We start from the raw sequence: 23584 nt of genomic DNA, 5'->3' as shown, positions 1-23584 counted from the left end.
ATGTGTCTGGGAATCCCGGGACAGATCGTAGAGATCACTGATGAGGCGCGTATGATGGCCTTGGCTGATGTCTCCGGCGTCAAACGCGAGGTGAATATCGCACCAGTTTTAGTTGGTGAGATGGACAGCTTGATCGGGAAATGGGCTTTGATCCATGTGGGCTTCGCAATGGCGCTGATCGACGAAGAGGAGGCCGCGGCCACCCTTCAGGCACTCCATGATCTGGGCGAAGCGCAAGAGGCGCTTGAGGCGATGGCTGAAGGTGAGAAGGCACTGAGACAAGACGGTTCCGTCGCGGAGGTACAGGCATGAAATACGCAGAAGAGTTTCGCGACCCGAAGGCCGCCAAGGCGCTTTTGGCACGGATCAGCACGTTGGCCGACGAGATCGGCGCGACGAAAGAGAAACCAGTTTATATCATGGAAATCTGCGGCGGGCATACTCATGCGATTTTCCGCTACGGGTTGGACAAGCTCACACCTGAAGGCGTTGAATTTATCCATGGTCCGGGCTGTCCTGTTTGCGTGCTTCCGATGGCTCGGGTGGATGAATGTGTGGAAATTGCGGAACAGCCGGAGGTCATATTTACCACCTTCGGCGATGCCATGCGGGTGCCAGGACAGAAGAAATCTCTTTTGCAGGCCAAAAGCGAGGGCGCGGATATCCGTATGGTCTATTCGCCGCTTGATGCGTTGGAACTGGCCCGCCGTAATCCTGATCGCGAGGTGGTGTTTTTCGGGTTGGGATTTGAGACAACGACGCCGTCTACAGCCTTGTCCATCCAACAGGCCGCGCGTGAGAACCTCACGAATTTCTCCGTGTTTTGCAATCACATCACCGTTCCACCGCCCATCAAGGCGCTTCTCGATGATCCGCATATGATGCTCGACGGGTTTGTCGGACCAGGACATGTGTCGATGGTCATTGGCACACATCCTTATGACTTTATCGCTGATGAATACGGCAAGCCCATCGTGGTTGCGGGGTTCGAGCCTCTCGATTTGTTGCAATCTGTTCTTATGGTGCTTGAACAACTGCGCGACGGACGGGCCGAGGTTGAGAACCAATACGCCCGTGTGGTTCCAGAACACGGCAACCCAGTCTCCTTGGCGGCAATCGAAGATGTCTATGAGCTTCGGCCGTCCTTTGAATGGCGGGGCTTGGGTGAGATTGATCATTCAGGTCTGCGCATCCGCGACACATACCGCGCATTCGACGCCGAAGAGAAGTTCGGGATTGGCTATGCGGCTGGGTCCCGCTCGGTGCAGGAACCGGAAGGCTGTGCATGTGGCGCGGTGATGACTGGTCAGTTGAAGCCGACAGGATGCCCTCAGTTTGGGAAAGGCTGTACACCGGAAATGCCATTGGGCGCATTGATGGTCAGCTCTGAGGGCGCTTGCGCTGCTTATTATCAATATGGTGGCGCACGTGCGGCAGAGGTCGCCGAATAGCCATTCACGCCAAGAAAAGAAAGAACAGACATGGCATTGAGGGATCAACATGTGACGTTGGCGCATGGCGGCGGTGGCAAGGCAATGCGCGATTTGATTGGTGAGGTCTTTACCTCTGTGTTCGAGCCGGAAAGCTCCGAAGATCAGGCGCGATTGATGAGTGATGCCGTGCGGGAGCCCGGTGCGCGGCTGGCCTTCACTACGGATAGTTTTGTGGTTGATCCCGTGGAGTTCCCTGGCGGAGACATTGGAAAAATTGCGGTGTGCGGGACCGTGAACGACCTCGCTGTCGGGGGCGCAACTCCACTGTGGCTTTCGGCGGCCTTTATTATTGAAGAAGGAACCGAGATTGCTCTTTTGCGCCGGATTGTAGCCTCGATGAAAGCCGAGGCGGACAAGGCGGGCGTCAGGATTGTCACGGGCGACACCAAGGTGGTCGGTCGAGGTTCGGCGGACAAGGTTTTCATCACCACCTCCGGCATAGGCGTGATTCCGGCTGGCCGTGACCTGCGCGCGACGCATGTCCGGCCCGGAGACGTTGCGATTGTCAATCATGTGCTCGGAGATCACGGGGCAGCTATTCTGGCGGCGCGTGGGGAGATGGCATTAAGCGCGGACATTCCGTCGGATTGTGCAGGCCTTGGGCATCTGATGGCCGCTGTGGCTCAGGCATGTCCATCGTTGCGTTGTGCGCGCGATGCGACGCGTGGGGGGCTGGCCTCTGCGCTCAATGAAATCGCGGATGAAGCGGGGGTGGCCGTGGAGATTGCCGAAGACACGTTGCCAATCCGCGCAGAAGTCAAAGGAATGTGTGAAATTCTGGGACTTGATCCGCTCTACTTGGCCAACGAAGGGACGCTGGTCCTATTTGTTGCGGCGGAAGACGTAGATGCTGCGCTTGCGGCGATGCGTTCCGTGCCTGAAGGGCAGGGAGCTGTTGCGATTGGTCGCGCACATGAAGCTGGCGTTGGACCGCGTGTGACGATGCGAACGTTGTTTGGCGGAGCACGTATCGTCGATATGCTGGTCGGTGAACAGTTGCCACGTATTTGTTAATGGTTAGTTTTGTTCAGGCACATTGCTGAGAAACTTGGCTTATGCGATCCTTTGCAGTTTAGATCTGTGACACAATAGGATGAATTGAGCTACTCCCCATCGGTCGGAAAGGGTTTGCCGCCAAGAGAAGAATGCGGGCGCTTGTGGTTGTAGAACTCGATCCATTTTCTAACGCCAGCTCTGGCTTCTGACCCGGTTTCCCAAGCGTGTAAGTAAACGCATTCATATTTCAGAGACCGCCACAGCCGTTCGACAAAGATATTATCGAGGAATCGACCTGTGCCGTCCATTGAGATGCGCACGTTTGAACGCCGCAATCTATCTGTCCAGGCGAAAGACGTGAGCTGGCTGCCTTGGTCGGTATTCATTATGTCTGGTGGGTCAAATTTGTGGATAGCCTCATTCAGTGCATCAACCATTGCCGGCAGGCGATTGCCAAGCAATCTTCCGAGAGGGCAAAAGCCAGCCTCCACTCGACCATTGTCCTCGGACCAATGGCAGCCAAGGTCTCGTTGTTCGAGATACGCCACGCCAGAACTTTGTGCGTGTGCAAGTCCATGATAGCCACCAGATAAAGGAAGCCGCGCCGCATCGGTAGATATGTGATGTCGGAGCACCAAACTTGATTTGGCCGATCCACGCGTAACTCACGCAGCAGGTATGGGTAAATCTTGTGGCCCTTCGCCGCTTTGCTCGTGTTGGGTTTCTGGCAGATCGGCATGAGACCCATCAATCGCATAAGGCGCCGGATACGCTTTTCATTTACCAGATGCTGTTCATTGCGCAGGTGCCACGTCATTTGACGCACACCATAAAACGGGGTTTCTAAGAACTGCTTATCAATCACGCGCATCAGATCGAGGTTCATCTCGCTCTCGAATGCATGGCGTTCGCGGGCTTACCCCACAATCCTGGCGTGCAATTCCTTCATTTGCTCCTCGTCGATTTCAGGCTTCTTACGGCTGCCGCGCTCAAAAACACCCGACGCGCCCTCTAGCAGAGCTCGTTTGTATTGGTGGATCATCGTCGCCTCTCGGTGTGTGCATGCAAACACCTGCCGGTAATAGATGAACCCCGAATCTGCTCGCCAGTTCGCTGACCGTCTCTTCGTCTTTCAGCGCTTCCAACGCCACCTTGGCTTTGAATTCTGGATGATGTTGCTTCCGTTTCGACATTGTCGACCTCCTGTGTTGCAGTAAATGCTAGCAAAGGAGCGGCATCAAACCGCGACAGGTCCAGAAAGGCTATATACTCGGATCGGTGAGTCACAAGGTGACAAGTATTTCGGATATTCAAGTATTGGTGGTCTAATCGCACGGTTTGACAGACCGCCAATTCAAAGACAGTTCCGGTGACATCGAAATCCTGACCAAACTACCCTCCGCACTGACTTCGTTTATCAAACGATCTTGTCGACAATGCTCATAACAAATACAGTATTAAGTAAGAGAATGGGCCAACGTAAGTGTTGGACTAAGAAACGAACTGGGCAGCATATCAATGACCTCAAACTCTCAGACAGTCCTCTCGCAACTATATGAAGACATTGTAGTTGGTACCTTTTCTTTTGGGGCCAAGCTGGGTGAAGAGCAGTTGGTCGAGCGTTACGGGACCAAGCGGCACATCTTACGCCAAGCCTTTAGTCACCTGGAAGAATTGAGTTTTATTGAACGCATTCCTAATCGAGGCGTCTTTGTGCGAGAGCCTCACCCAACTGAGGTCACAGACCTATTCGAAATTCGTCAATTGCTGGAAACACATGCCATTAAGCTGATGGTCTTACCTGCTCCAGAAGCGATCATTGAAAAGATGAGTGAGATACAAGAGCGCCATAGCGAAGCAACCCGCAATGCGCAGTATCGTGAGGTTCTACACCTCAACACCGAGTTTCACCGTGTTCAATATTCCCATTGCAGCAATGCGGCTCTGGCGGCAGCGATTGAAGATTACGCGATGCGCACACATCCAATTACTGCGATGAAGTTCGGCAATCCGGAACTCATGGAAAATGTGATTGAGCAGCACAATAACATTATCAAAGCGATGGCAGGCACTGACCATGATGCTCTTGCAGAGCAGATCCGCGCTCATTTTGATTTGGCGCGGATCGAAAGATATCGGGAACAATATGACGTGCGTCACGGAGCGGACAGCGACAGCGTAAATATACGCCCTCGCCGTCGCATTGTTCTCTAAGGATTAGGAAAGGCGGCCAACAATGCCGCCCCATTCCTCGGGGGTATAGGCGCGTGTCATCTTGGCCGTCACATTGCCCGACCTGCGCACCGCCATGCACAACGCGGCGACAGCTTCTTCGCTTTCAGCGGTGACTTTCATGATGAAATCAAACTGGGACGTGCAGAAAAAGAATTCTTCGACTGTGACTCCCATGGATTGTGCGAATGCAACCACGCCTTTGGCGCGTTCTGGAGCTTCATCGACGGTCATCATCCCTTCGCGAGTAACTTCTTCAGTGATGTAGTAAGTGAGCATGGTTTACTGTTCCTTTTGAGGTGATTTGTAATTTATCGGAAGTGCGGAGATAATTTTCGGTAGGGCGATAGCTGCGATAAGCATCAGCCCGATATAGATGTTCATTACGATCCCGGGGATGTTCATGAGAGATAACCCGAAGGTCAAAAATCCGATGATAAATACGGACAACGTTACACCGATGATTGTTCCGGTACCGCCTGCAATGCCGACGCCACCGAGGACGACCATTGTAATGACCTGAAGCTCCCAACCTGTAGCGATGTTCAACCTGACACTACCAAGTCTGCTCGACAAAAGGATTGCAGCCAAGCCACACATAAATCCAGTCGCGGCGAAGATGGCAACGCGATAGCGCGCGATGTTTATGCCAGAGTATCTTGTGGCTTCTGGATTAGTGCCCATTGCGAAAATTCGGCGCCCGTGAATTGTTCCATGAAGAATGACGCCGAAGATCGCAACGAAGATCAGAAAGATGACGAATTCGACCGGCACATACCCCCACAGATAGTGTTGCCCAAACCAAGCATAGGAGGCGGGGAAGCTGGTGAGAGCACCGTCGCCAACAATGCTGACTGCAATACCGCGATAGAGCGACAATGTGCCAATTGTCACAACGATCGAATGGACCCCAAGGTAATTCACCATCACTCCGTTTAGTCCGCCCGCCAGTGTGCCTGTAAGCAGTCCAACAAACACGAGGACAGGCACGGGTGCGCCGGCATCAGCAGCGACCCCGATCAATACAGCAGCCAACGCGACTATTGACGCGACCGACACATCTATTTCACGTGCGATAATCAGAAGCGCCATTGGCAATGCGATCAGCGCCTTTTCCGAGAAGTTAACGGTGCTGTCGACCAGATTGTAGATGTCCAGAAAGTAAGGTGTGAAGTATGTCATTAGTGCCATCACACCAACGAGGATGGCGACAAGGGCTGAGTCCCAAAGGCCAAATTTCAACGTCTTCATTTAGAGTCCTCCGGAGCAAGCAGTTGTCGGCCTGGTGCGCGTTCCGCGCGAGCATTTACGCCTACCGCGATTAAAATGACGGCGCCCGTCACTGCCAGTTGGTAGAAGGGGTCAATGCGGAGAAACGGGAGTGCTGTGTCCAGCATGGCGATGAAAAACGCCCCTAAGACTACGCCTAGTACCGTCCCGCGCCCGCCAGTTATGGATGCGCCGCCAATAACGCAGGCTGCGATAATCGCGAATTCTCGACCTTCGGCGGATTGAGAATATGCGATCGCAAACCGACCGGCCCATAGGTAGCCACAAAGGCCGGCAACAGCGCCGGAGAGGGCATACACCAGAAACTCTACCTTAATGCGTGAGATGCCGGAATTGCGCGCAGCCGTCGGGTTGCCGCCATACGCGTAAACGTCTCGTCCTGCGCGACGGAATGTCAAAAGTACCCACACAAATACGGCTGTGGCAACGGCGATCAGAAACACATTCGGCAGTGCTAAAAATGAACCCGCAGGCAGGCTCTTAAAGTTGGCCGCCATTTCATGGGATGAAATCCACGCACCGTCACTGAGGACGAAAATCATACCCCTGATAATGGTCATTGTTCCGAGTGTTGCGATGATGGGGGGAAGGCCAGCCAAAGCGATCAAAAGAACATTTATACATCCCAGCACAACGCCCATAGCGATTGAAGCAACGACGTACACAATGGAGGGGAGGTCTGGAGCAGCTTGGGAAAGCAAAGCCAGAAACATGCCCGTAAATGCAAGAATAGAGGCTTGAGAAAGATCAATTCCGCGCGTTAACAATACGCCAAGTTGCCCCACGACAAGGATGATCAGAAACCCCCAATTCGATAGAAGGTTGGCGATATTGCTCATTGCAAGGTATTCAGGTGCCCGTGCGCTGATGATTGCCAAAAAGACGGCAATGACCAAGAGCAAGCTTGTTTCGCGGTGCCGGAGAACGGTTTTCATGACATGTTTCCCGATGCTGCTGCGACAATCTTCTCTCCCGAGAACGACGATCTATCAAATTCCGTAACCACGCGTCCCCGCGCCATTGTGATGATGCGATCCGATATGCCCAGTACCTCTTCTAGTTCGGAGGATACGATGACAACGGCAAGGCCTGCTTGCACAAGGGTTCCGATCGTCTCGTGAACTGCGGATTTGGAGCCGACGTCGATCCCCTTGGTCGGTTCGTCCAGAATGATGACGCGGGGTTGTGTTGCGAGCCATTTTCCGATGACGACCTTCTGTTGATTGCCACCCGAAAGTTCGGACACATTTTGATCCCAATCCCGCGCACGAATATGCACTTTGTTGGCGAAACTTTCGACCAATTCTGTTTCCGCCTCTGCATTCAAAAACGTCCCGCGAGATACTTTTTCAAGCTGCGGCAAAGACATGTTCGCGGTGATGGAAAATGGCAGTATCGCGCCGTGGTGTTGTCGATCTTCTGGAACATAGGCGAGGCCCGCGTCCATTGCCTGACGAGGGGTGTCAATTGTGACCTCCTTGCCATTTAAACGAAGGGTTCCGCGAGAGAGGGTCTTTAGGCCGAAAATGGCCTCCATGACCTCTGTTCTGCCAGCGCCGACGAGTCCATAAAACCCGAGGATTTCGCCGCGGCGAACTTGGAAACTAACGTCACTAAATTCTGTCGGATGGGATAGAGCCGAAGCCTCCAGAACAACGTCTCCGATGTCGGCTTGGGCTTTGGGATAAATGTCGCTGACGGAACGTCCGACCATCATCTTGATCAATTGGTCTTCGGAGGTGTCACTAATCTCGCCGTGACCTGCCGGCGCCCCATCTCGAAGCACGACGTAGTCGTCGCAAATCCTGAAGATTTCATCGAACTTGTGGCTGATAAAGAGGATGATTTTCCCTTCGGCTTTCAGGGCATCAATGATCGTATAAAGGTGTTGTATTTCGGTCTGGGACAGGGCCGCAGTTGGCTCGTCGAAAAGTATGACACGGGCGTCTGCCGCAAGTGCCTTTGCCAAAGAAACCATATGTTGCTCTGCAACACTCAGCGACTTGAGGCTTGTGCTAGGGGAGATGTCTGATCCGATCCTGTCGAGCACCTCGATGGCGCGGTGTTTCATCTTGGACCAATTCACGAACCCGCCAAAGCCACGTGGTATTGCACCGGCACAGATGTTTTCTGCGACGGTTAGATCATCGAACATGGATGGCTCTTGATGGATGGCCGAAATGCCGGCGCTGACGGCGTCTAAGGGGCTTTTGAAAGCGTGCGGTTTTCCATCAAGACAGATGTCTCCGGATGTCGGGCGATGAATGCCCGTTAGACATTTGATGATTGTGGATTTCCCCGCTCCGTTTTCACCAATCACAGCTAGAACACGCCCAGGGCGGGCCGTCAGCGATACGCCGGACAGCGCTTTAACGCCCCCAAAGTTCTTGTGAAGATCGACTACTTCGAGCATCGAAATAAATACCTGTTCGTATGTGTTGGAAACTGCGCGCCCACACAAGGCAGGCGCGCATCGTGATGTCAGGTCAAAGCAACGTTATTTTCCAACAGAGTTAATGAGGTCTGCTGCGGCTTCGACGTTCGTTTCATCATAGACGAACAATTCACCCATGACGGCCACGTTATTGTCACCAATTTGAACGTCACCCATGCGACCCGCTGAAATATCCTCGCCCGGTGCGCCCGTGATGTCGCCGTTCACAAGACCATGTGTGGCATAAACGGTAGTGTAGCCTACATCTTGCATATTCCAGATAGCGAAGGCCGGTGTCGCACCAGAGAGCACGTGATCCACCATTTCATTCGGGAACCCTAGGCCCGTGACCTTAACCTTTCCGATCAAGCCTTGATCTTGGACCATTTGCGAGGCCGCCGCTATGCCGACGGATGTATATGCAACAATGGCTTCCAGATCGGGGTACTTGTTCACAAGGCCAAGCGCTTCATTATAGGCTTTGTCAGAGCGCTCGTCTCCGTAGACAACTTCGACAACATTCAATCCGTCATATGCCGGGTCTTCGGTCGTCAGCCGGATCATCTCGTCGACCCACTCGTTTTGTGTTGTAGAGTTGGCTGGCCCAGACACGATCCCGACATCACCACCTCCGTCTGTGAGGTCCGACGCAATTTTGACGGGCCCGAGTGCAATGAGTTCATTCGTTGCTGACGCAATATGCAGCGAACGGGCTGCAACTTCGGCGTCTTGGTCCCATGTGACAACACTGATTCCGCGCTGCATGGCGCGCTTCAATGATGGAGTGAGCGCGGTCGCGTCATTCGCGGACAGCATAATTGCGTCGACCTTTTGGGCGATCAGCGAGTTGATCAAAGCCACTTGGCCTTCCGCTGTGTTTTCGGTTGGCCCTGTGTAAATCAGCTCGACGCCAAGTTCGTCTGCAGCTTCTTGCGCACCTACGCCTGCAAGTTCAAACGCCGTGTTCCCCAAGACGCGAACAAGCATGGCATAACGTGGTTTGTTCTGAGCCGCGCCTTCGCTAACGGCTACAACATTGAGCAGCAGTCCTGCTGACAAGCCGCCAATAACAGTCCGCCGTAAGATTCCTTTGAGCATTGTATCCTCCCTGAGATGAGCCCTGAAAATTCTTTATACAAAGGAGCTTTACAATTGTTGAAATAATTGTCAACAATAATGGTGAGAATAATTTCAGGCGAGGAAATTGCAGTCATGCCACTAAGTTTTAAACGGGTTGTCACGGCGAACAGTGAAAGCGGGCGCTCCTACATTCTACATGATGCGCCGCCCAGCCAGATCGCTGAGCAACCTGGGCGGGCGCTTACGTTTTATGAACTTTGGGAAACCGACGGGCCGCTGGCGTCAAATGCGGGCACCGAAGACGCAGCGGCGCGGCCTGTTAAGCACCATCCTCCAGAAGGTGGCACGCGGTTCAGAATCGTCGAGCTTCTTCCAGATACCCAGCAAAGGGCTGATGCCGTCGATCAAGATTTCGATTCTATTGCGGCGTCCAACATTCAGGTCGAAGGGTCCGACGACCCGACCATGCACCGTAATGAGACGGTCGATTACAACATTATCATTTCCGGTGAGGTGGTTGCTGTCACAGACGACGCAGAAACCCTTTTGCGGGCAGGGGACGTGCTGATCCAGAGGGGGACAGCCCATACGTGGCACAACCGCTCGAACGCGCCCTGTGTCTTTGCTTCAGTCATGGTGAGCGCCGCGCCACTTCCCCAGTTTGCCAAATAAAGGATCCAAGAGATGTCAGATAATTTAACTATCCCTGTTGCGGACACCACAGAGTTCCTCACGGGCCTCCTCGCACACTTGGGGCTTTCGGCAGCAGATGCGGCGGATTGCGCGCGCGACCTTGTCCAAACCAACCTTTGGGGCGTCGACAGCCACGGTCTGTTGCGCCTGCCTATATACGCTCAGCGGATATTGGACGGGTCCGTCAATTCGCACCCTGATATTAAATGTCTCGGTGGGCGAGGCGGTTTTGAAGTTTGGGACGGGGACGGCGGCCTTGGGTATGTCGTCGGCCATAAGGCCACGGATCGTGCCATTGAGTTGGCCAAAACAAACGGCATTGGTGCTGTGGGTGTGCGCAATTCCAATCACTTTGGCGCTGCGGGTCTTTATATCAAGCAGGCGACTGATGCAGGCATGATCGCCCTTGCCATGACAAACGTGATTCCAAACCTCGTTGTGCCTGGTGGCGCCAAACCGATTACAGGCAACAATCCCTTGGCCTTTGGCGCGCCAACCGGAGGCGATTTCCCAATGATCCTCGACATCTCGATGTCAGCGGTCGCAGGAGGCAAGCTGCTGCTCGCGCAAGAGAAAGGCGAGAAGATTCCGTTCGGCTGGGCGACGGATCGTAATGGTGAGCCTACCGATGATCCGTTTGTCGGGTTCGAAGGGTTCCTGCTTCCCCTTGGTGGGCACAAAGGGTTCGGCCTGTCCCTTATGGTTGATATTCTCTGTGGAGTCTTGACGGGTGGTGCGTATCAATTCGACATCAAAAGCATGTATGCTAATCCGAAGGAGCCGAGTGACACGTGTCACATGTTCATCGTTATCGACCCCGATGCCTTCCTTGGTCGGGAGCAGTTGGAGGCGCGCATGGCGGATATGCATAAGACCATTAAGGCATCGCCGATGTCAGCAAAAGGCGGCCGCATGTTGATTCCGGGCGAATTGGAGCATGAAACGATGATGAAGCGCCAGCGCGATGGTTTGCCTGTGCCCGCATCCTTGATGGCTGAAATTCAGAGCATTGCTGAAGCGCAGGGGTATGAATTCCCCGCAATTCTTTGTGCGGTCTGACGCCGCCCAACCAGACATCTGTCGGGCCGTATGCGCCCATACCTCACTATAGATATTAGGACATACTGCCATGCGTAAAAATAAGTTGAGAGAGATGATTTCACAGCAGCAAGCAATCGTTTGCGGCTGGCTTTCCATCCCCTCCGCCTACCTTGCCGAAGGGGCAGGGCACCAAGGGTATGATTGCGTCACCGTCGATCTTCAGCACGGGATGCTCGGATTTGAAGCGGCGGTGCATATGCTTCAGGCGATTTCATCGACGCCCGCCGTTCCAATTGTGCGGTCCCCGTCAAATGAGGCCGAATGTATCATGCACCTTTTGGATGCGGGAGCCTATGGCGTTATCTGTCCCATGGTGTCGACCAAAGAAGATGCTGCGGCGCTGGTCTCGGCCTGTCGCTATGCTCCGGTTGGCACCCGTTCGTTCGGACCCGCACGTGGCAAGCTCTATGGCGGGGATGACTATTTCAAACATGCAAATGATGAAATTCTAACGATCCCAATGATCGAGACCGCGGAAGGGTTGGCAAATATTGATGATATCCTCGCCGTTCCGGGGATCGATATGATCTACATCGGCCCGAATGATCTGGCGCTCGCACTTGGTGAAACGCCCGGCGCGGAGAACGGACCAGGTAAAACGACGGCGGCCATTGCTCATATTCTGGAGCGTGCCACCGCAGCCGGTGTGCCTGTTGGCATTTTCTGTAGTAACGCGACATTGGCCAAGCAGCGCATCGACGAAGGGTTCGCCTTGGTCACGCCGGGCAATGACTTTGCCCTCGCAACACAGGCGATGACCGTTGCCGTTGCTCAAAGCCGCTCGATCGACACATGACAAGCGGTCAAGACACGGGCGCGCCGACGTGGATGTTCTTGCCAGGGACACTGTGTGATGCGCGCGTTTTTGATCCCCTAATGGCGGCTCTGGGACCGTCCTTTGTCGGGGCGGGGCGTGTGGTGCCACGGATCAACAGTGCGTCCGTGGCTGACCTCGCGGCTCACTCGGTTACTGGCATGGCCGACAGGTTCTATGTCGTCGGGTTTTCACTCGGGTGTCAGGTTGCTTTTGAGATACTGCGTCAGTATCCCGAGCGGTGTCAGGGCGTGGTGTTGATCAGCACCACGGCGCGCGCAGATCTGCCGGAGATGACGCCGGTTCGGCGTGCGATGGTCCATCAATTCGAGCAGATGGGGCCAAGAGAGTTTGTCGAAACGCAGCTTTGGGAAAAATATGTCGCCGAGCCTAAGACTTCGCGCACGGATATAAAGTCGTTGGTTTTAGACATGGCCAGTAACACGCGTATTGATGATTTTTCTCATCAGATTGAACTGGCTATAACGCGCCCATCGTCCTTGGAGGACTTGTCTCACTTTACTGCTCCGGTTTTGGTGATCAATGGGGCGCAAGATGTTCTTACGCCGATGGAGCTGGGCGAAGAAATTGCGACCGCAGCGCGTGCCGGGACACATAAAGTTATCTCTAACGCGGGGCACTTTGTTCTACTTGAGCAAGTTCAGAAAACTGCCAATGCCATCAAAGAATGGTGTGAGACATAGTCCGTTCTGATTGAAATTAGGTACTAATTTCGGAAGACAAATAATTGTTGATTAAATTGTTGACAATTTAATCAACAATTAAACATACTGACCTCCAATCCGCACACCACGGAAGATTCTGGAGGAGCCTATGAACAAACAAACCAATACAAATTCGCCACCCGGTGACGAGCCACTCGTACAGATGCGGGGCATCACCAAACGATTTGGTGGCGCTGTAGCGTTGAACGATGTGGATCTTGAGGCCCGCGCAGGGGAAGTCCTTGCTATCGTGGGCGACAACGGCGCTGGCAAATCGACAATGATCAAGATCCTCACGGGTGTTTTGCGACCCTCTGCAGGTCAGATCAAAATCGCTGGCCAGGAGGTCACGTTGAACGGCCGCGACGATGCGATCCAGCTGGGGATTGATGCGGTGTATCAAACGCTGGCGATTGCGGGCGACCTTACGCCAGCTGCCAATATTTTCTTCGGCAATGAGCTGACCAAATCCGTCTTGGGCATTCCGTTTCTCGATAATGCACGGATGAAGGCGGAGGCCAGCCGTGTCTTGTTCGAGCGGTTCGGCACTCGCTTGCCAGATATGGATGCGCCGACGGAAAGCTTGTCCGGCGGTCAAAAGCAGGCGGTTGCGATTGCGCGCGCTATTTATCATGGCGACTTGCGTGTGCTTGTAATGGATGAACCCACAGCTGCTCTCGGGCCACAAGAAACAGCACGCACGCTGAAACTGATCTGCAACCTGCGCGATCAAGGCCTCGCCGTTCTCCTGATTTCCCACTCTCTCGATGATGTTTTCGAAGTCGCAGACCGCATTCAGGTCATGCGCCGTGGCCGCAAGGTCGGCACGTTGAAAGTTTCAGAAACGACCCATGAAGAAGTGCTCGGAATGATTGTTGGCGCGCATGAGAAGAAGGAAGTGGCATAATGGACGCAACCACAAATATTCAAGTTCCGGCGCGGCAATCGTTTATGGAACGTATTAACCCCTACGTGTCAATTTTCGGCCCGCTTTTAATGATCGCCATGCTGATGGTGTTCATGTTGCTTGTGGAGCCTGCAAGGTTCTTCCGCCTTTCGAACTTTGAGATTGTTTTCATGGAAGCGGCCATGTTCATGCCGATGGCGGTTGGGATGACCTTTGTCATCGCGCAACGCGGCATCGATTTGTCAATCGGCTCGATTGCAGCGCTAAGCGCGCTCATCATGGCCTTTATGATCAAGCAATACGGCTTTTCGCCCTATGTGGGTATCTTGATCGCGATCACCGTCGGGGCAACCCTCGGGGCGATCAACGGTATGGTGGTCACGAAATTGAATGTGCCCGATTTGATTGGCACCATGGCCATGGACCTCATCTATCGTGGCATCGCCTTGGTGCTTGCCAAGGGGCTTGTCTTGGCGAAGTTCCCTGAGATCATCAAGGTCATTGGCCGCGGGCGGATCGAAGGGTTTCTGCCTGTGCCTGTCCTTATCGGGATATTCACCATTGTCGCGGGCTACTTCGTGCTGACGCGTACCTTCTTCGGGCGCTATGCGCTCGGGATCGGGTCTGACCCTGAGGCTGCCGAGATGGCCGGCATCGCGGTCGATCGCCAGCGTGTCTATGCATATTCTCTGATGGGCGCACTGGCCGGATTGGGCGGCGTCATGTTGGCGGGCAAACTGAACTCCATTCAGGCGACCTCTGCCAGCTTCCTCAATCTGCACGTCATCGCGGCGGTTGTGGTTGGTGGGACATCCTTGTTCGGAGGCCGAGCCTCCATGCTGGGTGCTTTCTGTGGTGTCATTTTGCTCGCCATGATCACCAATGCCACCATCATCTTGCGCATTGAATTCTTCTGGCAATCCGTCGCCGCAGGTATTGTGATCGTCGTCTCGGTCGCTGCGTATTCGTGGCTACAGTCGAAAGACAAAGACGTCACTGGCAACCTCTGGGCCAAGATCGGCTCACGTCAGAACCTGTCAATTCTCAAATTTATAGGTGGTTTGATCGCCGCACTTATCGCGCTGTTCATTCTGGGGGCCGCCCTGCCAGGGGCTGCCACCACCTAAAGATACGACCAACATAAACTTTCTAGGGAGGAAAAAATGAAACGTTTTTATGCACTGACAATGACGTCGGCGTTGTGTCTGGGGCTGACTGGTCCCGTTATGGCTCAAGAGCTGCCGCTCTTTACACTGCCGGATGACGATGAACGCGAGGTCTGGCGGCCAGAGCAAGTAACCGATCCCGCTGCGTTGGCAGCGTTGCAGGCGACCGTCGCCGCAGCACCTGTCAAGGTAGCGGCAGAGATTTCGGACCCTGTTCAGATCGCTCTAATCTACCCGTCGGCGGATACGTCGGACTTCTTCAACCGCAACTACATTGCGTTCACGACGCGGTTGGGCGAACTCGGCATTCCGTATGAGACAACCGAGTTTGCGACACGTATGAATGAAGGCGAGTTGCAAAACCAATTCGTCGCACAGGTCGTCAATGATGACGATATCTGGGACTTCGTGATGTATGCGCCGTCAGAGCTGATGGCTCAAGGTGACAACATCCAGCGCCTTGTGGACACCGAAGGGTTTACCACAATGATCTGGGGCAATCACACGCCGTTGAAGGATCTGACAACACAGCCTGTGACGTGGTTCAACTTCGATTCTCCATCGGGCGCAAAGGCGATTTGTGATTTCATGGTCGACGACCTCGGGTCCGATAAGTCCTATGCGCTCATCCGTGGCATCCCTGGATCCATCGACAATCTTCGTTCGCAGACCTTTGCGGAGTGTGTCGAAGAGACTGGAAACTGGACACGGGTTGCCGAGCAATATGCGGACTTCAATCGTGAGAAGGGCTACACGGCCATGGAGCAAATCATGACCGCGTTCCCAGAGGTTGAAGTGGTCCACACGGCAAATACGGCAATGGGGATTGGCGCGGTAGAAGCGCAAATCGCATCCGGGAAAACCGAGGACTTCTACACTACAGCATGGGGTGGCACATCGCTCGAACTCGACGCGATCCGTGATGGTACCTTGGATGCGACGCCTATGCGGATGTCTGACGACATCGGTTCTGCGGCGGCTGAATCCGTCAAGGCCGTGCTGGAGGGACGAGCCGACGAGTTGCCCTTGGTGTTCCTTGGTCGGATGGTCATAGCTCACAAAGGCATGTCGGGTGAAGAAATCGATGCGCTCGAAGCAGAAGCCTTCCGCTACTCCGGATTGGCCCCAGTCAAGTAAGGCTTTCGATTTTTAAGCCTCAAGTTGGGTGGTCACACCATCAGTGTGGCCGCCCAATGTTTGCAACATGCGCAATACCCCACCCTTTGGCGGCTACAGGAAACTTGAATAGCCCCGAATTTTGTAGACTTCTGCCTTGTTTATACACGCCTCTTCTTGGTTCTAAAATTATCAAGAAAAGCGTTTAGACCAATAGGGCCCCTCAGTTGGCGAGGGCGGCATGATCGTATGCAGGCGATCGACAATCTGCCCCAAATCCAGATGGGACAGGGGCAGACTGAATTGAATTATCTGGGCGCTACGCCTGACGGACGGTTTGGCGCTGTTCACCAAGGCCCTCAATGCCAAGTCGCATGCCGTCGCCTTCCTTGAGGAACCGTTGCGGGGACATGCCCAAACCGACGCCGGGAGGGGTGCCTGTCGAGATAACATCCCCTGGTTGCAGTGACATGAATTTCGATAGATAGGACACGACTTCGGCAACGCCGAAAATCATGGTTCTGGTGGAGCCGTCTTGAACACGTTCACCGTTCAATTCCAACCACATGGACAGGTTCGCGGGATCGGAAACCTCGTCACGGGTGACGAGCCAAGGACCAAGGGGGCCGAATGTATCGGCGGACTTACCTTTGACCCACTGACCGCCACGCTCGATTTGAAACGCGCGCTCTGATACGTCGTTGACCACACAATAGCCCGCAACGTGGTCCAAGGCTTCGGTCTCGCTGACGTTCTTGATCGGAGAGCCAATGACAACTCCCAATTCAACCTCCCAATCGCCTTTCTCGGCGCCTTTAGGCAGGATGACATCGTCATTCGGACCACAGATCGCCGAGGTGGCTTTCATGAAAATGACGGGTTCTTCGGGAATGGCCATGCCGCTTTCTTTGGCGTGATCGGCATAGTTCAGGCCGATGCATATAAACTTTCCCACTTGACCGACACAGGGGCCGATGCGGCTATTGTTGTCCATGACGGGCAGGGTCGCAGGGTCGACCTGTCGCAAACGGTCCAGGTTTTCGGGCAGCAGCGTGTCGCCCGTAATGTCGGTGACGACCGAAGACAGATCGCGGAGCGTGCCATCATCATGTTGAAGGGCGGGGCGTTCTTGGCCTTTCGGCCCGACACGAAGAAGTTTCATGCGATTTCCTTTTGCGTACGTTTCGCGGGGTTGCTGCGCGCGAGCAGCCGTGACAACTCGTCGCTGGAGATTGGATCCGGTGGTGCGGTCGGGGGGCGCACGTGGGCGTTGCGGAAGATGCGCGCTTGGCACAGGAGTGCCTTGTGGACGTGGTAGAACATGTCCCCAGACTGGAATCCAAAACGGCTGACGGGAAGGATTTCAGTCTCGATGACATGGGTCGCCTGGTCTTCGTCCCTAGCTTCCAGTGCATTCCACACCTGCATGAACTGGCTGGCCTGACTGGCAAATGGCATGGTTCCGCGTGCCCCGCGCCGATATTCCTCGACCAACGTGCCACCGCCCGCACCGCCAAGGACGGTAAGTTTACCCCCAATGGCCTGCACCATTGCGTCGACCTGTGCGACGGTCGGGTTTGTCTCCACCTTGATGGTGTCCACCTGCGGCACCGCTTCGGCGATGCGCAAGGCCAGAGTGGGCGAGATCGGGGCTTGCACCACGTCTTGGAGCACGATCGGTAATTGCGTGGCTTCGGCGATGTGCGACAGATGGTCGATTACCGCGTTTGGGCCGAGCGCGAAGAAGTCGGGCGGCCAGATCATCAGGCGGTCGGCTCCCGCCTCGGCAGCCTCGACGGCCAACTGCACCGCAGGTGCCGTGCCGGGAGCGGAGGTGTTCATGATCACGGGCACTCGGCCCTCGACCTGATCGACCACAGCTCGCAACATCTCGCGACGCTCTTGTGGTGTGAGCTTGAAAATTTCGCTGCCAATCGCGATGCCAACGCCATGGACGCCAGTTTCCAGTGTCACGTCAATTTCGCGACGCAAGCTGCCGTAGTCGATTGACATATTGTCATTGAAAGGTGTGAGAAGGATGGGAACAATGCCCTCGATACCAGTCATGTCTGGACCTCCGTTATGGTGTCGAGCGCGAAGACCTCGCGCAGTGTGGTGTGGACGGGACGATACTCGGGACCTTCTGTGACCATGAGCGGGGCCATCTCGCGCCACCAGCGGATTGAGACGTCGTTGGGCGGGGCGGTTGTATCCTGACCAAAAGGACGGTCGCGTTCCTGAAACGCGAAGATTGTCCGCCCGGATCGGTAGAGAAAGAAGCGCACGATGCCGCTGGCCCGCATCTGGTCCTTGAGTTCGGGCCAGATTGAGGCGTGTGCAGCCTCGTAAGCCGCCTCCGCCCCGTCGCGAAGTTGCATCGTCCAAGCGCGGCGATAGATAGTCATGCTCCGATCCTGTTGTCGTTGATGTGATCCCAGATAATCTCGTAGCCAAGGCCGGGGGCCTGCGGCAGAGCGACATAGCCCTCGTCATCCATCGGGTCGCAATTGCGTTTGAGGTAGGGGTGCGGTGCATCGTAATCGACGCCAGGAGCGAGCAGACCCTTCTCATACCATTCGCTTGTATCCTCCGAGGTCGCGCCCATGACCTGAAGGTTGCCCCAACCCGCCATGTGGATTTCGCATTTCTGACCGAAGGCCTCGCAGACCACGGCGGTTTTGCGACAGCCCGTGACGCCACCGCGTCGGATGTCCATGCGGCTCATGTCGGAGGCACCTTGCAGAATCCATTCTGCGCGTGTGAAGACGCCACCTGCTGCAATCTCGGGAGCGAGGATCGGGATCGACAGCTCGCGGCACAGGCGGCGGTAGCTCTCGACGCGGTATTCGGGCATCGGGTGCTCGAACCAATAGAAGTCGAGCTTTTCCAACTCGCGACCCACTTTGATCGTCTCTTCGATGGTGTGATAGGTGCCCCAGACGTCATACATCAGCACCATGTCGGGCCCCACGGCCTCGCGCACCAGATTGATGGTTTCGATATCGGCGCGGATGTTCGACGGGCGACCATTGGTGGGCTGGCCCGTGTGGGGGTTCCAAAAGTAGTGCGGGTGGATCTTATAGGCCTGGTACCCCTGTTCTTTGCACTCCAGCGCATGTTCGGCGTAGACCTCCGGCTGGCCGATGTTGGGGTAGGTGGAGGCGTAGGCAGGAACCTTGTCGCGTGCGCCGCCCATCAGTTTGTAGACAGGCAGACCCGCCGCGCGACCCGCGAGATCCCACAGAGCGCAGTCAATCACGCTTTGCGCCACTTCGGGAATGTTGCGCACCCACATCCATTTCCAGATCAACTCGCGATCAAAAGGATCGGCACCAAGGATCATGTCGCGGACTTGACCCTCGATCAGCCGTTGCTCGTCGGGGTTCATGCCATCTTGGTCGCCATGTTTGCCGCCGCCGAGGAAGTAGCCCGTGAGTCCTTCGTCGGTGTCGATGCAGGTGATCGTCTGATGCACCTCGGCATTGGGTTTCAGGCGCGCGTGACCAATGTCCCAGCGATCCGCATGGGTCTTGAAACGGATTACGCGCACATCGGTGATTTTCATGGACGCGCCTCCGTGAGAGTTTTCTCGGTCTGCGGATCAAAGGCGTGCAGTTTTCCCGATGCGACGGCGAAATGGACCGTATCGCCAGGCTTTTGTGTGACGCGATCGCGGGTGGTCATGATGATCGAGTCATCGCCACGGCGCAGCGTCAGTTGGGTTTCCGCGCCCGTGGGTTCGACAAGGGCGACCGTCGCGGGGATGCCGTCGTCCGCGAAATAGATATCTTCAGGACGGAAACCTGCTGTGACAGTCTGTCCCTGGCCCACCTTGGCGCTTGTTTCACCGAGCGGTTTGCCGTCTTCGGTTTCCAACGTCGAACCATTGGCGCGTGCGGTGATGAAGTTCATCGCGGGCGAGCCGATGAAGCCCGCCACGAAAATGCTTGCGGGGTTGTCATAGAGTTCCAGCGGTGATCCGACTTGCTCGACGTGGCCGCCGCGCATGACGACGATACGGTCAGCCATGGTCATGGCTTCGATCTGGTCGTGCGTCACGTAGATCGTGGTGGTCTTGAGGCGCTGGTGAAGCTCCTTGATCTCCGAGCGCATTTGCACACGCAGTTTGGCGTCGAGGTTTGAAAGCGGCTCGTCGAACAGGAACACTTTGGGGTCACGCACGATGGCACGCCCCATGGCGACGCGCTGGCGCTGGCCACCCGAAAGCTGACGCGGGTAGCGGTCCAGGAGGGCCGTGAGGTCGAGGATCTCGGCAGCGGCGTTGACCTTGCGGTCGATCTCCGATTGCGGTTCTTTGGCAAGGCGAAGTGAAAACGCCATGTTCTTGGCCACAGTCATATGCGGATAGAGCGCGTAGTTCTGGAACACCATTGCGATATCACGGTCTTTGGGGACCAGTGAGTTGATGACGGTGTCGTCAATGGCAATATCGCCGCTGCTGATGGTTTCCAACCCCGCGATGGAGCGCAGGAGTGTTGATTTTCCGCATCCCGAAGGGCCAACCAGAACGGTGAATTCACCGTCGCGAATGTCGAGGTTAATGCCGTGTAACACTTCGACGGCGCCATAGGATTTGCGGATATTTTTGAGTGCGACAGAGCCCATGGGTCTATCCTTTCTTGATGTCGGTTGCGGAGGGCCCAAAGGCCTCGAATACATGTGCGGGCGGTTGGTTGCCCTTCGGGTCACGGGGGATGGCGGCGTGGCCATCTGTAAAGTCGGGCCGCGGGCCGATGAGTTCGTAGAGCGGCGAGCTTTCTCCCCGATCCACGCATTCGACCAGCACGCCGGATTGACGGGCTGCGGCGATTGCCAGGGCCCACGGCTGTTCGCAGGTGTTGTGCAGGATTACGGGCACGTCCGCGCTTTCTGCCAGTTCGAGAATGCGCAGGGTCTCGGTGATGCCGCCCGCCCATGCCACGTCAGGTTGAAGCATGCCCACTACGCCCGAGCGCAGCAGGTCTGCACAATCGGCATATGAGAAGGCAAAATTGCCAAGTGCCAATGCAACCTCGGGGTCGAGGCCATCCCGGATCTTTTGCAGACCTTCGATATCTTGCGGAGGGATCGGGTCTTCGATCCATGCCACGGGAAGGTCGGCCACAGCTTCGGCAAAACGCAGGGTGTAATCGGCATCCCATGCCAGAAAGGCGTCGATCATAATGGGTACGCCTTCGCCAGCGGCTTCAGCAAAGCGATGCATGAGTGCTACGTTTTCCTTCAGCCCGTCTTCCCCACTTTCAGGGCCATAGGGCGCGGCGGCTTTGAGCCCTTTCCAAGGCCCTCCGATAAAGACCTCGGGGCGCGGGGTCGTTATGTAGACGGGGAGGGCGTCTACATCCGCGCCACCGAGGACGTCGACCAGCGGTTGGCCATTGGCCTTTGCCGCGAGATCCCACAGGGCAATATCGACCCCAGCCACGGCCATCATGGCAAAGCCAGAACGGTCGTTGGGCAGCAAGGAGGCGGACATCTGGTCATTGAGCAAGCGCAGATAGTTCATGTCCTGGCCGGCCAGAAGCCGCGACAGGTGTTCATTGACGATCATCTCGACAATCTCACCACCGTTGGTGCAGCCCCAGCCTGTGCTGCCGTCCTCGCCCGTGACACGGACGAAGACCTTCTTGGTTGGCCACATCCAGCTGGCCCTTTGCTCGGCAAAGCGGGGAAAGCGGGACATAGGGGAGGCCACGCGGGACGTTTGCAGTTTTTGGCTGTTGAAGCCGCAGTCCACAGCGCGCGCGGTGATGGAGGTGATCTTCATCCCTTCACCGCCCCAGCAAGAAGACCGCGCGTGAAGTAGCGTTGCCCGAAAAAGAAGACCAACATGATCGGCAGGGCAACAATGGTTGCAGCGGCACCGACGTATTGGAATTCAAGTGTGAAGAGTTCCACGAAACTGGCAAGCCCGATGGTGACGGTCTTGTGCTCATTGGATTCGAGCAAGATTGAGGCGAAGGCAAATTCGGACCATGCACCCACGAAATGCCACATTGCGGCAGTGATGAGGGCAGGTGTCGCAAGAGGCAACACCACCTTAACCATGCTTTGCAAGCGGCTTGCCCCGTCCATCATGGCGCTTTCTTCAAGCTCCTTGGGAATCTCGCGCAGGCTGGAGGCGATGATCCATGTGGCAAAGGGCAGGCCGAAGGCGGAGTAGAGCAGCACGAGGCCGATCAGGCTGTCCTGTAAACCCAGCATAGACATCAGCCGATAGGTCGGCAAAAGCAGGGCCGCACCTTGGAACATCCGGCTGATCAGTAACCCGCCGAGAATGAGATCACGGCCAGGGAAGCGCAGTCGGGCAAAGGCGTAGCCTGCCAGCGTTGCAAAGACCAAGACGATCACCGTGGAACTGATTGCGACAAAGAAGCTGTTGCCGATCAGTTGTGGCCAGTCGAGAAGTTGCCCTTTCTGGTGGGTCGGTGAGAACAGGGCCTTATAGGCATCCAGCGTCGGGGACTCTGGCCAGAAGGAGACCGGAAGTTGTGCGAGTTCGGCTTGTGTCTTGAACGACGCGAGGAACAGCCAGAACACGGGGAACAGGACGTAGATCGAAATCACGAGGCCGACAAAGCCAAGGAATATCCAATAAAGGGTGCGCGGTTGCTCGTTCATTTCTGTTCCTCCGAAGCCCAAGAGCGGCGGTTAACGTAAAGATACAGTGCGACGATGGAGGCCAGCATGACGAGGTTGACCACCGACATGGCCGAGGCGACGCCCCAGTTGAAGAACTCGAAGCTCTGTTGGTAAATGTAGGTTGCCATGATCTGGCTGGCGTTGGCGGGGCCGCCACCTGTCATGATCCACGGCAGGGCAAATTCGGCGGTGATCCAGATCATAGAGATCACGGTCACAGCGGTTAGGGAAAAGGCGATGTTTGGCAGGGTAACAAAACGGAAGCGTTCGATCGCATTCGCCCCATCCATGCGCGCGGCCTCAACCTGATCGTCTGGAACGGCTCGAATTGCGGCGCACAAGATCAGCGCCACGAGTGGCATCTTGCGCCAAATCAGCACGACAACAAGCATCCACATAACCAGCTTGGGGTCACCCATGAACGATACCGCGCCCTCGGTAAAACCCCATGATTGCAGGGTTTGACCGATGATGCCGACCTGTCCATGCAGCATCCATTTCCAAGCCATCGCGGTGACCACATCGGGCAAGACCCAAGGCAACAGGATGAGCGCGCGAAGCCAGCCCGTCATCCGACTGTCGATGGCCAGAAATGTTCCGACGCCGAGACCCACAGTGACACAAAGTAATGTGCCACCAAGAATCCAAATGGCGGTGTTTTTCAAGACGAGACCAAAGACTGGATCGTCGACGAGCGCCTGGAAGTTCCCAAGCGTGCCAAATCCGCGCTCCATGCCCATCACCACTTGGGTAAGGCTTAGCGTGGCCACGTTGTAAGTGGGCCCGACAACAAAAGCCAAGACAGCGGCAACTACAGGCAATATCAAGATATACGCCAGAAAACGATCACTTCGCAGCATCGTCAGGCCCTCCTTTT

The 23584-nt window shown here is 55.5% G+C and carries 24 protein-coding genes and 1 pseudogene; 11 read left to right on the top strand and 14 right to left on the bottom strand.

Features of this window, described 5'->3' with window-relative positions; genetic code table 11:
- Genes hypC through hypE form a run of 3 tightly spaced genes read left to right on the top strand, consistent with a single transcriptional unit; the run spans position 1 to position 2507 of the window.
- Complete coding sequence (gene hypC / locus ACN0TS_RS15790; RefSeq protein ID WP_417260327.1) at positions 1–312, top strand: HypC/HybG/HupF family hydrogenase formation chaperone; 312 nt, start codon at positions 1–3, stop codon at positions 310–312.
- A complete protein-coding gene (gene hypD, locus ACN0TS_RS15785; RefSeq protein ID WP_417260326.1) occupies positions 309–1451 on the top strand; it encodes a hydrogenase formation protein HypD in 1143 nt (380 codons plus the stop codon). Before hypC ends, hypD begins: the two co-directional genes overlap by 4 nt.
- Positions 1452–1481: 30 nt before the next feature.
- Positions 1482–2507 (top strand): hydrogenase expression/formation protein HypE, encoded by a 1026-nt coding sequence (hypE, locus tag ACN0TS_RS15780; RefSeq protein WP_417260325.1) that lies wholly within the window; start codon positions 1482–1484, stop codon positions 2505–2507.
- 89 nt (positions 2508–2596) lie between these two features.
- Here hypE and ACN0TS_RS15775 read toward each other — a convergent pair.
- Positions 2597–3682, bottom strand: a pseudogene (locus ACN0TS_RS15775) (DDE-type integrase/transposase/recombinase).
- A 325-nt stretch (positions 3683–4007) separates the two neighbouring features.
- Here ACN0TS_RS15775 and ACN0TS_RS15770 point away from each other — a divergent pair.
- Complete coding sequence (locus tag ACN0TS_RS15770; protein WP_417260324.1) at positions 4008–4703, top strand: GntR family transcriptional regulator; 696 nt, start codon at positions 4008–4010, stop codon at positions 4701–4703.
- A gap of 3 nt (positions 4704–4706) precedes the next feature.
- On the opposite strand, the gene ACN0TS_RS15765 is transcribed toward ACN0TS_RS15770, so the two are convergent.
- The 5 genes from ACN0TS_RS15765 to ACN0TS_RS15745 form a co-directional block, all read right to left on the bottom strand.
- Entirely contained in the window at positions 4707–5000 is a 294-nt protein-coding gene (locus tag ACN0TS_RS15765) for a GYD domain-containing protein (protein ID WP_417260323.1), read from the bottom strand.
- A 3-nt stretch (positions 5001–5003) separates the two neighbouring features.
- Positions 5004–5972: an ABC transporter permease gene (locus ACN0TS_RS15760; RefSeq protein ID WP_417260322.1), complete on the bottom strand. Its 969-nt coding sequence runs from the start codon at positions 5970–5972 to the stop codon at positions 5004–5006.
- Positions 5969–6946, bottom strand: a complete 978-nt coding sequence (locus ACN0TS_RS15755) for an ABC transporter permease (RefSeq protein WP_417260321.1) — start codon at positions 6944–6946, stop codon at positions 5969–5971. Before ACN0TS_RS15755 ends, ACN0TS_RS15760 begins: the two co-directional genes overlap by 4 nt.
- The gene (locus ACN0TS_RS15750) at positions 6943–8424 is read right to left on the bottom strand and encodes a sugar ABC transporter ATP-binding protein (protein ID WP_417260320.1); all 1482 of its coding nucleotides are present in this window, start codon (positions 8422–8424) and stop codon (positions 6943–6945) included. Before ACN0TS_RS15750 ends, ACN0TS_RS15755 begins: the two co-directional genes overlap by 4 nt.
- Before the next feature lie 84 nt (positions 8425–8508).
- Positions 8509–9543: a rhamnose ABC transporter substrate-binding protein gene (locus tag ACN0TS_RS15745; protein ID WP_417260319.1), complete on the bottom strand. Its 1035-nt coding sequence runs from the start codon at positions 9541–9543 to the stop codon at positions 8509–8511.
- Positions 9544–9657: 114 nt separating this feature from the next.
- Between ACN0TS_RS15745 and ACN0TS_RS15740 the strand changes: the two genes are divergently transcribed.
- The 7 genes from ACN0TS_RS15740 (at position 9658) to ACN0TS_RS15710 (ending at position 16068) form a co-directional block, all read left to right on the top strand.
- Positions 9658–10197 carry a cupin domain-containing protein gene (locus ACN0TS_RS15740; RefSeq protein ID WP_417260318.1) on the top strand — a complete coding sequence of 180 codons (540 nt, stop codon included), beginning with the start codon at positions 9658–9660 and terminating at the stop codon, positions 10195–10197.
- 12 nt (positions 10198–10209) lie between these two features.
- Positions 10210–11277, top strand: a complete 1068-nt coding sequence (locus tag ACN0TS_RS15735; RefSeq protein WP_417260317.1) for an Ldh family oxidoreductase — start codon at positions 10210–10212, stop codon at positions 11275–11277.
- Positions 11278–11347: 70 nt separating this feature from the next.
- Positions 11348–12115 carry an HpcH/HpaI aldolase family protein gene (locus ACN0TS_RS15730; RefSeq protein ID WP_417260316.1) on the top strand — a complete coding sequence of 256 codons (768 nt, stop codon included), beginning with the start codon at positions 11348–11350 and terminating at the stop codon, positions 12113–12115.
- Entirely contained in the window at positions 12112–12837 is a 726-nt protein-coding gene (locus tag ACN0TS_RS15725) for an alpha/beta fold hydrolase (RefSeq protein WP_417260315.1), read from the top strand. Before ACN0TS_RS15730 ends, ACN0TS_RS15725 begins: the two co-directional genes overlap by 4 nt.
- A 130-nt stretch (positions 12838–12967) precedes the next feature.
- Entirely contained in the window at positions 12968–13765 is a 798-nt protein-coding gene (locus ACN0TS_RS15720; protein ID WP_417260314.1) for an ATP-binding cassette domain-containing protein, read from the top strand.
- On the top strand, positions 13765–14892 hold the full coding sequence (locus ACN0TS_RS15715; RefSeq protein WP_417260313.1) for an ABC transporter permease: 1128 nt from the start codon (positions 13765–13767) through the stop codon (positions 14890–14892). Before ACN0TS_RS15720 ends, ACN0TS_RS15715 begins: the two co-directional genes overlap by 1 nt.
- A 36-nt stretch (positions 14893–14928) precedes the next feature.
- Positions 14929–16068 (top strand): substrate-binding domain-containing protein, encoded by a 1140-nt coding sequence (locus ACN0TS_RS15710; RefSeq protein ID WP_417260312.1) that lies wholly within the window; start codon positions 14929–14931, stop codon positions 16066–16068.
- 298 nt (positions 16069–16366) lie between these two features.
- Here the strand turns inward: ACN0TS_RS15710 and ACN0TS_RS15705 are convergent, their stop codons facing one another.
- The 8 genes from ACN0TS_RS15705 to ACN0TS_RS15670 are packed head-to-tail and all read right to left on the bottom strand — an operon-like array spanning position 16367 to position 23567.
- Entirely contained in the window at positions 16367–17209 is an 843-nt protein-coding gene (locus tag ACN0TS_RS15705; protein WP_417260311.1) for a fumarylacetoacetate hydrolase family protein, read from the bottom strand.
- A complete protein-coding gene (locus ACN0TS_RS15700; protein ID WP_417260310.1) occupies positions 17206–18114 on the bottom strand; it encodes a dihydrodipicolinate synthase family protein in 909 nt (302 codons plus the stop codon). Before ACN0TS_RS15700 ends, ACN0TS_RS15705 begins: the two co-directional genes overlap by 4 nt.
- A complete protein-coding gene (locus ACN0TS_RS15695; RefSeq protein ID WP_417260309.1) occupies positions 18111–18452 on the bottom strand; it encodes an L-rhamnose mutarotase in 342 nt (113 codons plus the stop codon). The genes ACN0TS_RS15700 and ACN0TS_RS15695 overlap by 4 nt, the downstream gene beginning before the upstream one ends.
- Positions 18449–19612, bottom strand: coding sequence for an enolase C-terminal domain-like protein (locus ACN0TS_RS15690; RefSeq protein ID WP_417260308.1), 1164 nt, complete (start codon positions 19610–19612; stop codon positions 18449–18451). Before ACN0TS_RS15690 ends, ACN0TS_RS15695 begins: the two co-directional genes overlap by 4 nt.
- Complete coding sequence (locus ACN0TS_RS15685) at positions 19609–20673, bottom strand: ABC transporter ATP-binding protein (protein ID WP_417260307.1); 1065 nt, start codon at positions 20671–20673, stop codon at positions 19609–19611. The genes ACN0TS_RS15690 and ACN0TS_RS15685 overlap by 4 nt, the downstream gene beginning before the upstream one ends.
- Positions 20674–20677: 4 nt before the next feature.
- Entirely contained in the window at positions 20678–21832 is a 1155-nt protein-coding gene (locus tag ACN0TS_RS15680; RefSeq protein ID WP_417260306.1) for a mandelate racemase/muconate lactonizing enzyme family protein, read from the bottom strand.
- On the bottom strand, positions 21829–22686 hold the full coding sequence (locus ACN0TS_RS15675; protein ID WP_417260305.1) for a carbohydrate ABC transporter permease: 858 nt from the start codon (positions 22684–22686) through the stop codon (positions 21829–21831). Before ACN0TS_RS15675 ends, ACN0TS_RS15680 begins: the two co-directional genes overlap by 4 nt.
- Complete coding sequence (locus ACN0TS_RS15670; protein ID WP_417260304.1) at positions 22683–23567, bottom strand: carbohydrate ABC transporter permease; 885 nt, start codon at positions 23565–23567, stop codon at positions 22683–22685. The genes ACN0TS_RS15675 and ACN0TS_RS15670 overlap by 4 nt, the downstream gene beginning before the upstream one ends.
- Between the last annotated feature and the right edge of the window lie 17 nt (positions 23568–23584).

The sequence above is a fragment of the Celeribacter sp. genome, assembly GCF_048266405.1.
Lineage (GTDB): Bacteria > Pseudomonadota > Alphaproteobacteria > Rhodobacterales > Rhodobacteraceae > Celeribacter.
Note: the sequence above shows the minus strand (reverse complement) of the source record. Positions and strands in the feature narration are given on the sequence as shown.

Excerpts from the sequence above, each read along its gene's own strand:
- hypC (WP_417260327.1), top strand. The coding sequence starts at position 1 with ATGTGTCTGGGAATCCCGGGACAGATCGTAGAGATCACTGATGAGGCG.
- hypD (WP_417260326.1), top strand. The coding sequence starts at position 309 with ATGAAATACGCAGAAGAGTTTCGCGACCCGAAGGCCGCCAAGGCGCTT.
- hypE (WP_417260325.1), top strand. The coding sequence starts at position 1,482 with ATGGCATTGAGGGATCAACATGTGACGTTGGCGCATGGCGGCGGTGGC.
- ACN0TS_RS15770 (WP_417260324.1), top strand. The coding sequence starts at position 4,008 with ATGACCTCAAACTCTCAGACAGTCCTCTCGCAACTATATGAAGACATT.
- ACN0TS_RS15765 (WP_417260323.1), bottom strand. The coding sequence starts at position 5,000 with ATGCTCACTTACTACATCACTGAAGAAGTTACTCGCGAAGGGATGATG.
- ACN0TS_RS15760 (WP_417260322.1), bottom strand. The coding sequence starts at position 5,972 with ATGAAGACGTTGAAATTTGGCCTTTGGGACTCAGCCCTTGTCGCCATC.
- ACN0TS_RS15755 (WP_417260321.1), bottom strand. The coding sequence starts at position 6,946 with ATGAAAACCGTTCTCCGGCACCGCGAAACAAGCTTGCTCTTGGTCATT.
- ACN0TS_RS15750 (WP_417260320.1), bottom strand. The coding sequence starts at position 8,424 with ATGCTCGAAGTAGTCGATCTTCACAAGAACTTTGGGGGCGTTAAAGCG.
- ACN0TS_RS15745 (WP_417260319.1), bottom strand. The coding sequence starts at position 9,543 with ATGCTCAAAGGAATCTTACGGCGGACTGTTATTGGCGGCTTGTCAGCA.
- ACN0TS_RS15740 (WP_417260318.1), top strand. The coding sequence starts at position 9,658 with ATGCCACTAAGTTTTAAACGGGTTGTCACGGCGAACAGTGAAAGCGGG.
- ACN0TS_RS15735 (WP_417260317.1), top strand. The coding sequence starts at position 10,210 with ATGTCAGATAATTTAACTATCCCTGTTGCGGACACCACAGAGTTCCTC.
- ACN0TS_RS15730 (WP_417260316.1), top strand. The coding sequence starts at position 11,348 with ATGCGTAAAAATAAGTTGAGAGAGATGATTTCACAGCAGCAAGCAATC.
- ACN0TS_RS15725 (WP_417260315.1), top strand. The coding sequence starts at position 12,112 with ATGACAAGCGGTCAAGACACGGGCGCGCCGACGTGGATGTTCTTGCCA.
- ACN0TS_RS15720 (WP_417260314.1), top strand. The coding sequence starts at position 12,968 with ATGAACAAACAAACCAATACAAATTCGCCACCCGGTGACGAGCCACTC.
- ACN0TS_RS15715 (WP_417260313.1), top strand. The coding sequence starts at position 13,765 with ATGGACGCAACCACAAATATTCAAGTTCCGGCGCGGCAATCGTTTATG.
- ACN0TS_RS15710 (WP_417260312.1), top strand. The coding sequence starts at position 14,929 with ATGAAACGTTTTTATGCACTGACAATGACGTCGGCGTTGTGTCTGGGG.
- ACN0TS_RS15705 (WP_417260311.1), bottom strand. The coding sequence starts at position 17,209 with ATGAAACTTCTTCGTGTCGGGCCGAAAGGCCAAGAACGCCCCGCCCTT.
- ACN0TS_RS15700 (WP_417260310.1), bottom strand. The coding sequence starts at position 18,114 with ATGACTGGTATCGAGGGCATTGTTCCCATCCTTCTCACACCTTTCAAT.
- ACN0TS_RS15695 (WP_417260309.1), bottom strand. The coding sequence starts at position 18,452 with ATGACTATCTATCGCCGCGCTTGGACGATGCAACTTCGCGACGGGGCG.
- ACN0TS_RS15690 (WP_417260308.1), bottom strand. The coding sequence starts at position 19,612 with ATGAAAATCACCGATGTGCGCGTAATCCGTTTCAAGACCCATGCGGAT.
- ACN0TS_RS15685 (WP_417260307.1), bottom strand. The coding sequence starts at position 20,673 with ATGGGCTCTGTCGCACTCAAAAATATCCGCAAATCCTATGGCGCCGTC.
- ACN0TS_RS15680 (WP_417260306.1), bottom strand. The coding sequence starts at position 21,832 with ATGAAGATCACCTCCATCACCGCGCGCGCTGTGGACTGCGGCTTCAAC.
- ACN0TS_RS15675 (WP_417260305.1), bottom strand. The coding sequence starts at position 22,686 with ATGAACGAGCAACCGCGCACCCTTTATTGGATATTCCTTGGCTTTGTC.
- ACN0TS_RS15670 (WP_417260304.1), bottom strand. The coding sequence starts at position 23,567 with ATGCTGCGAAGTGATCGTTTTCTGGCGTATATCTTGATATTGCCTGTA.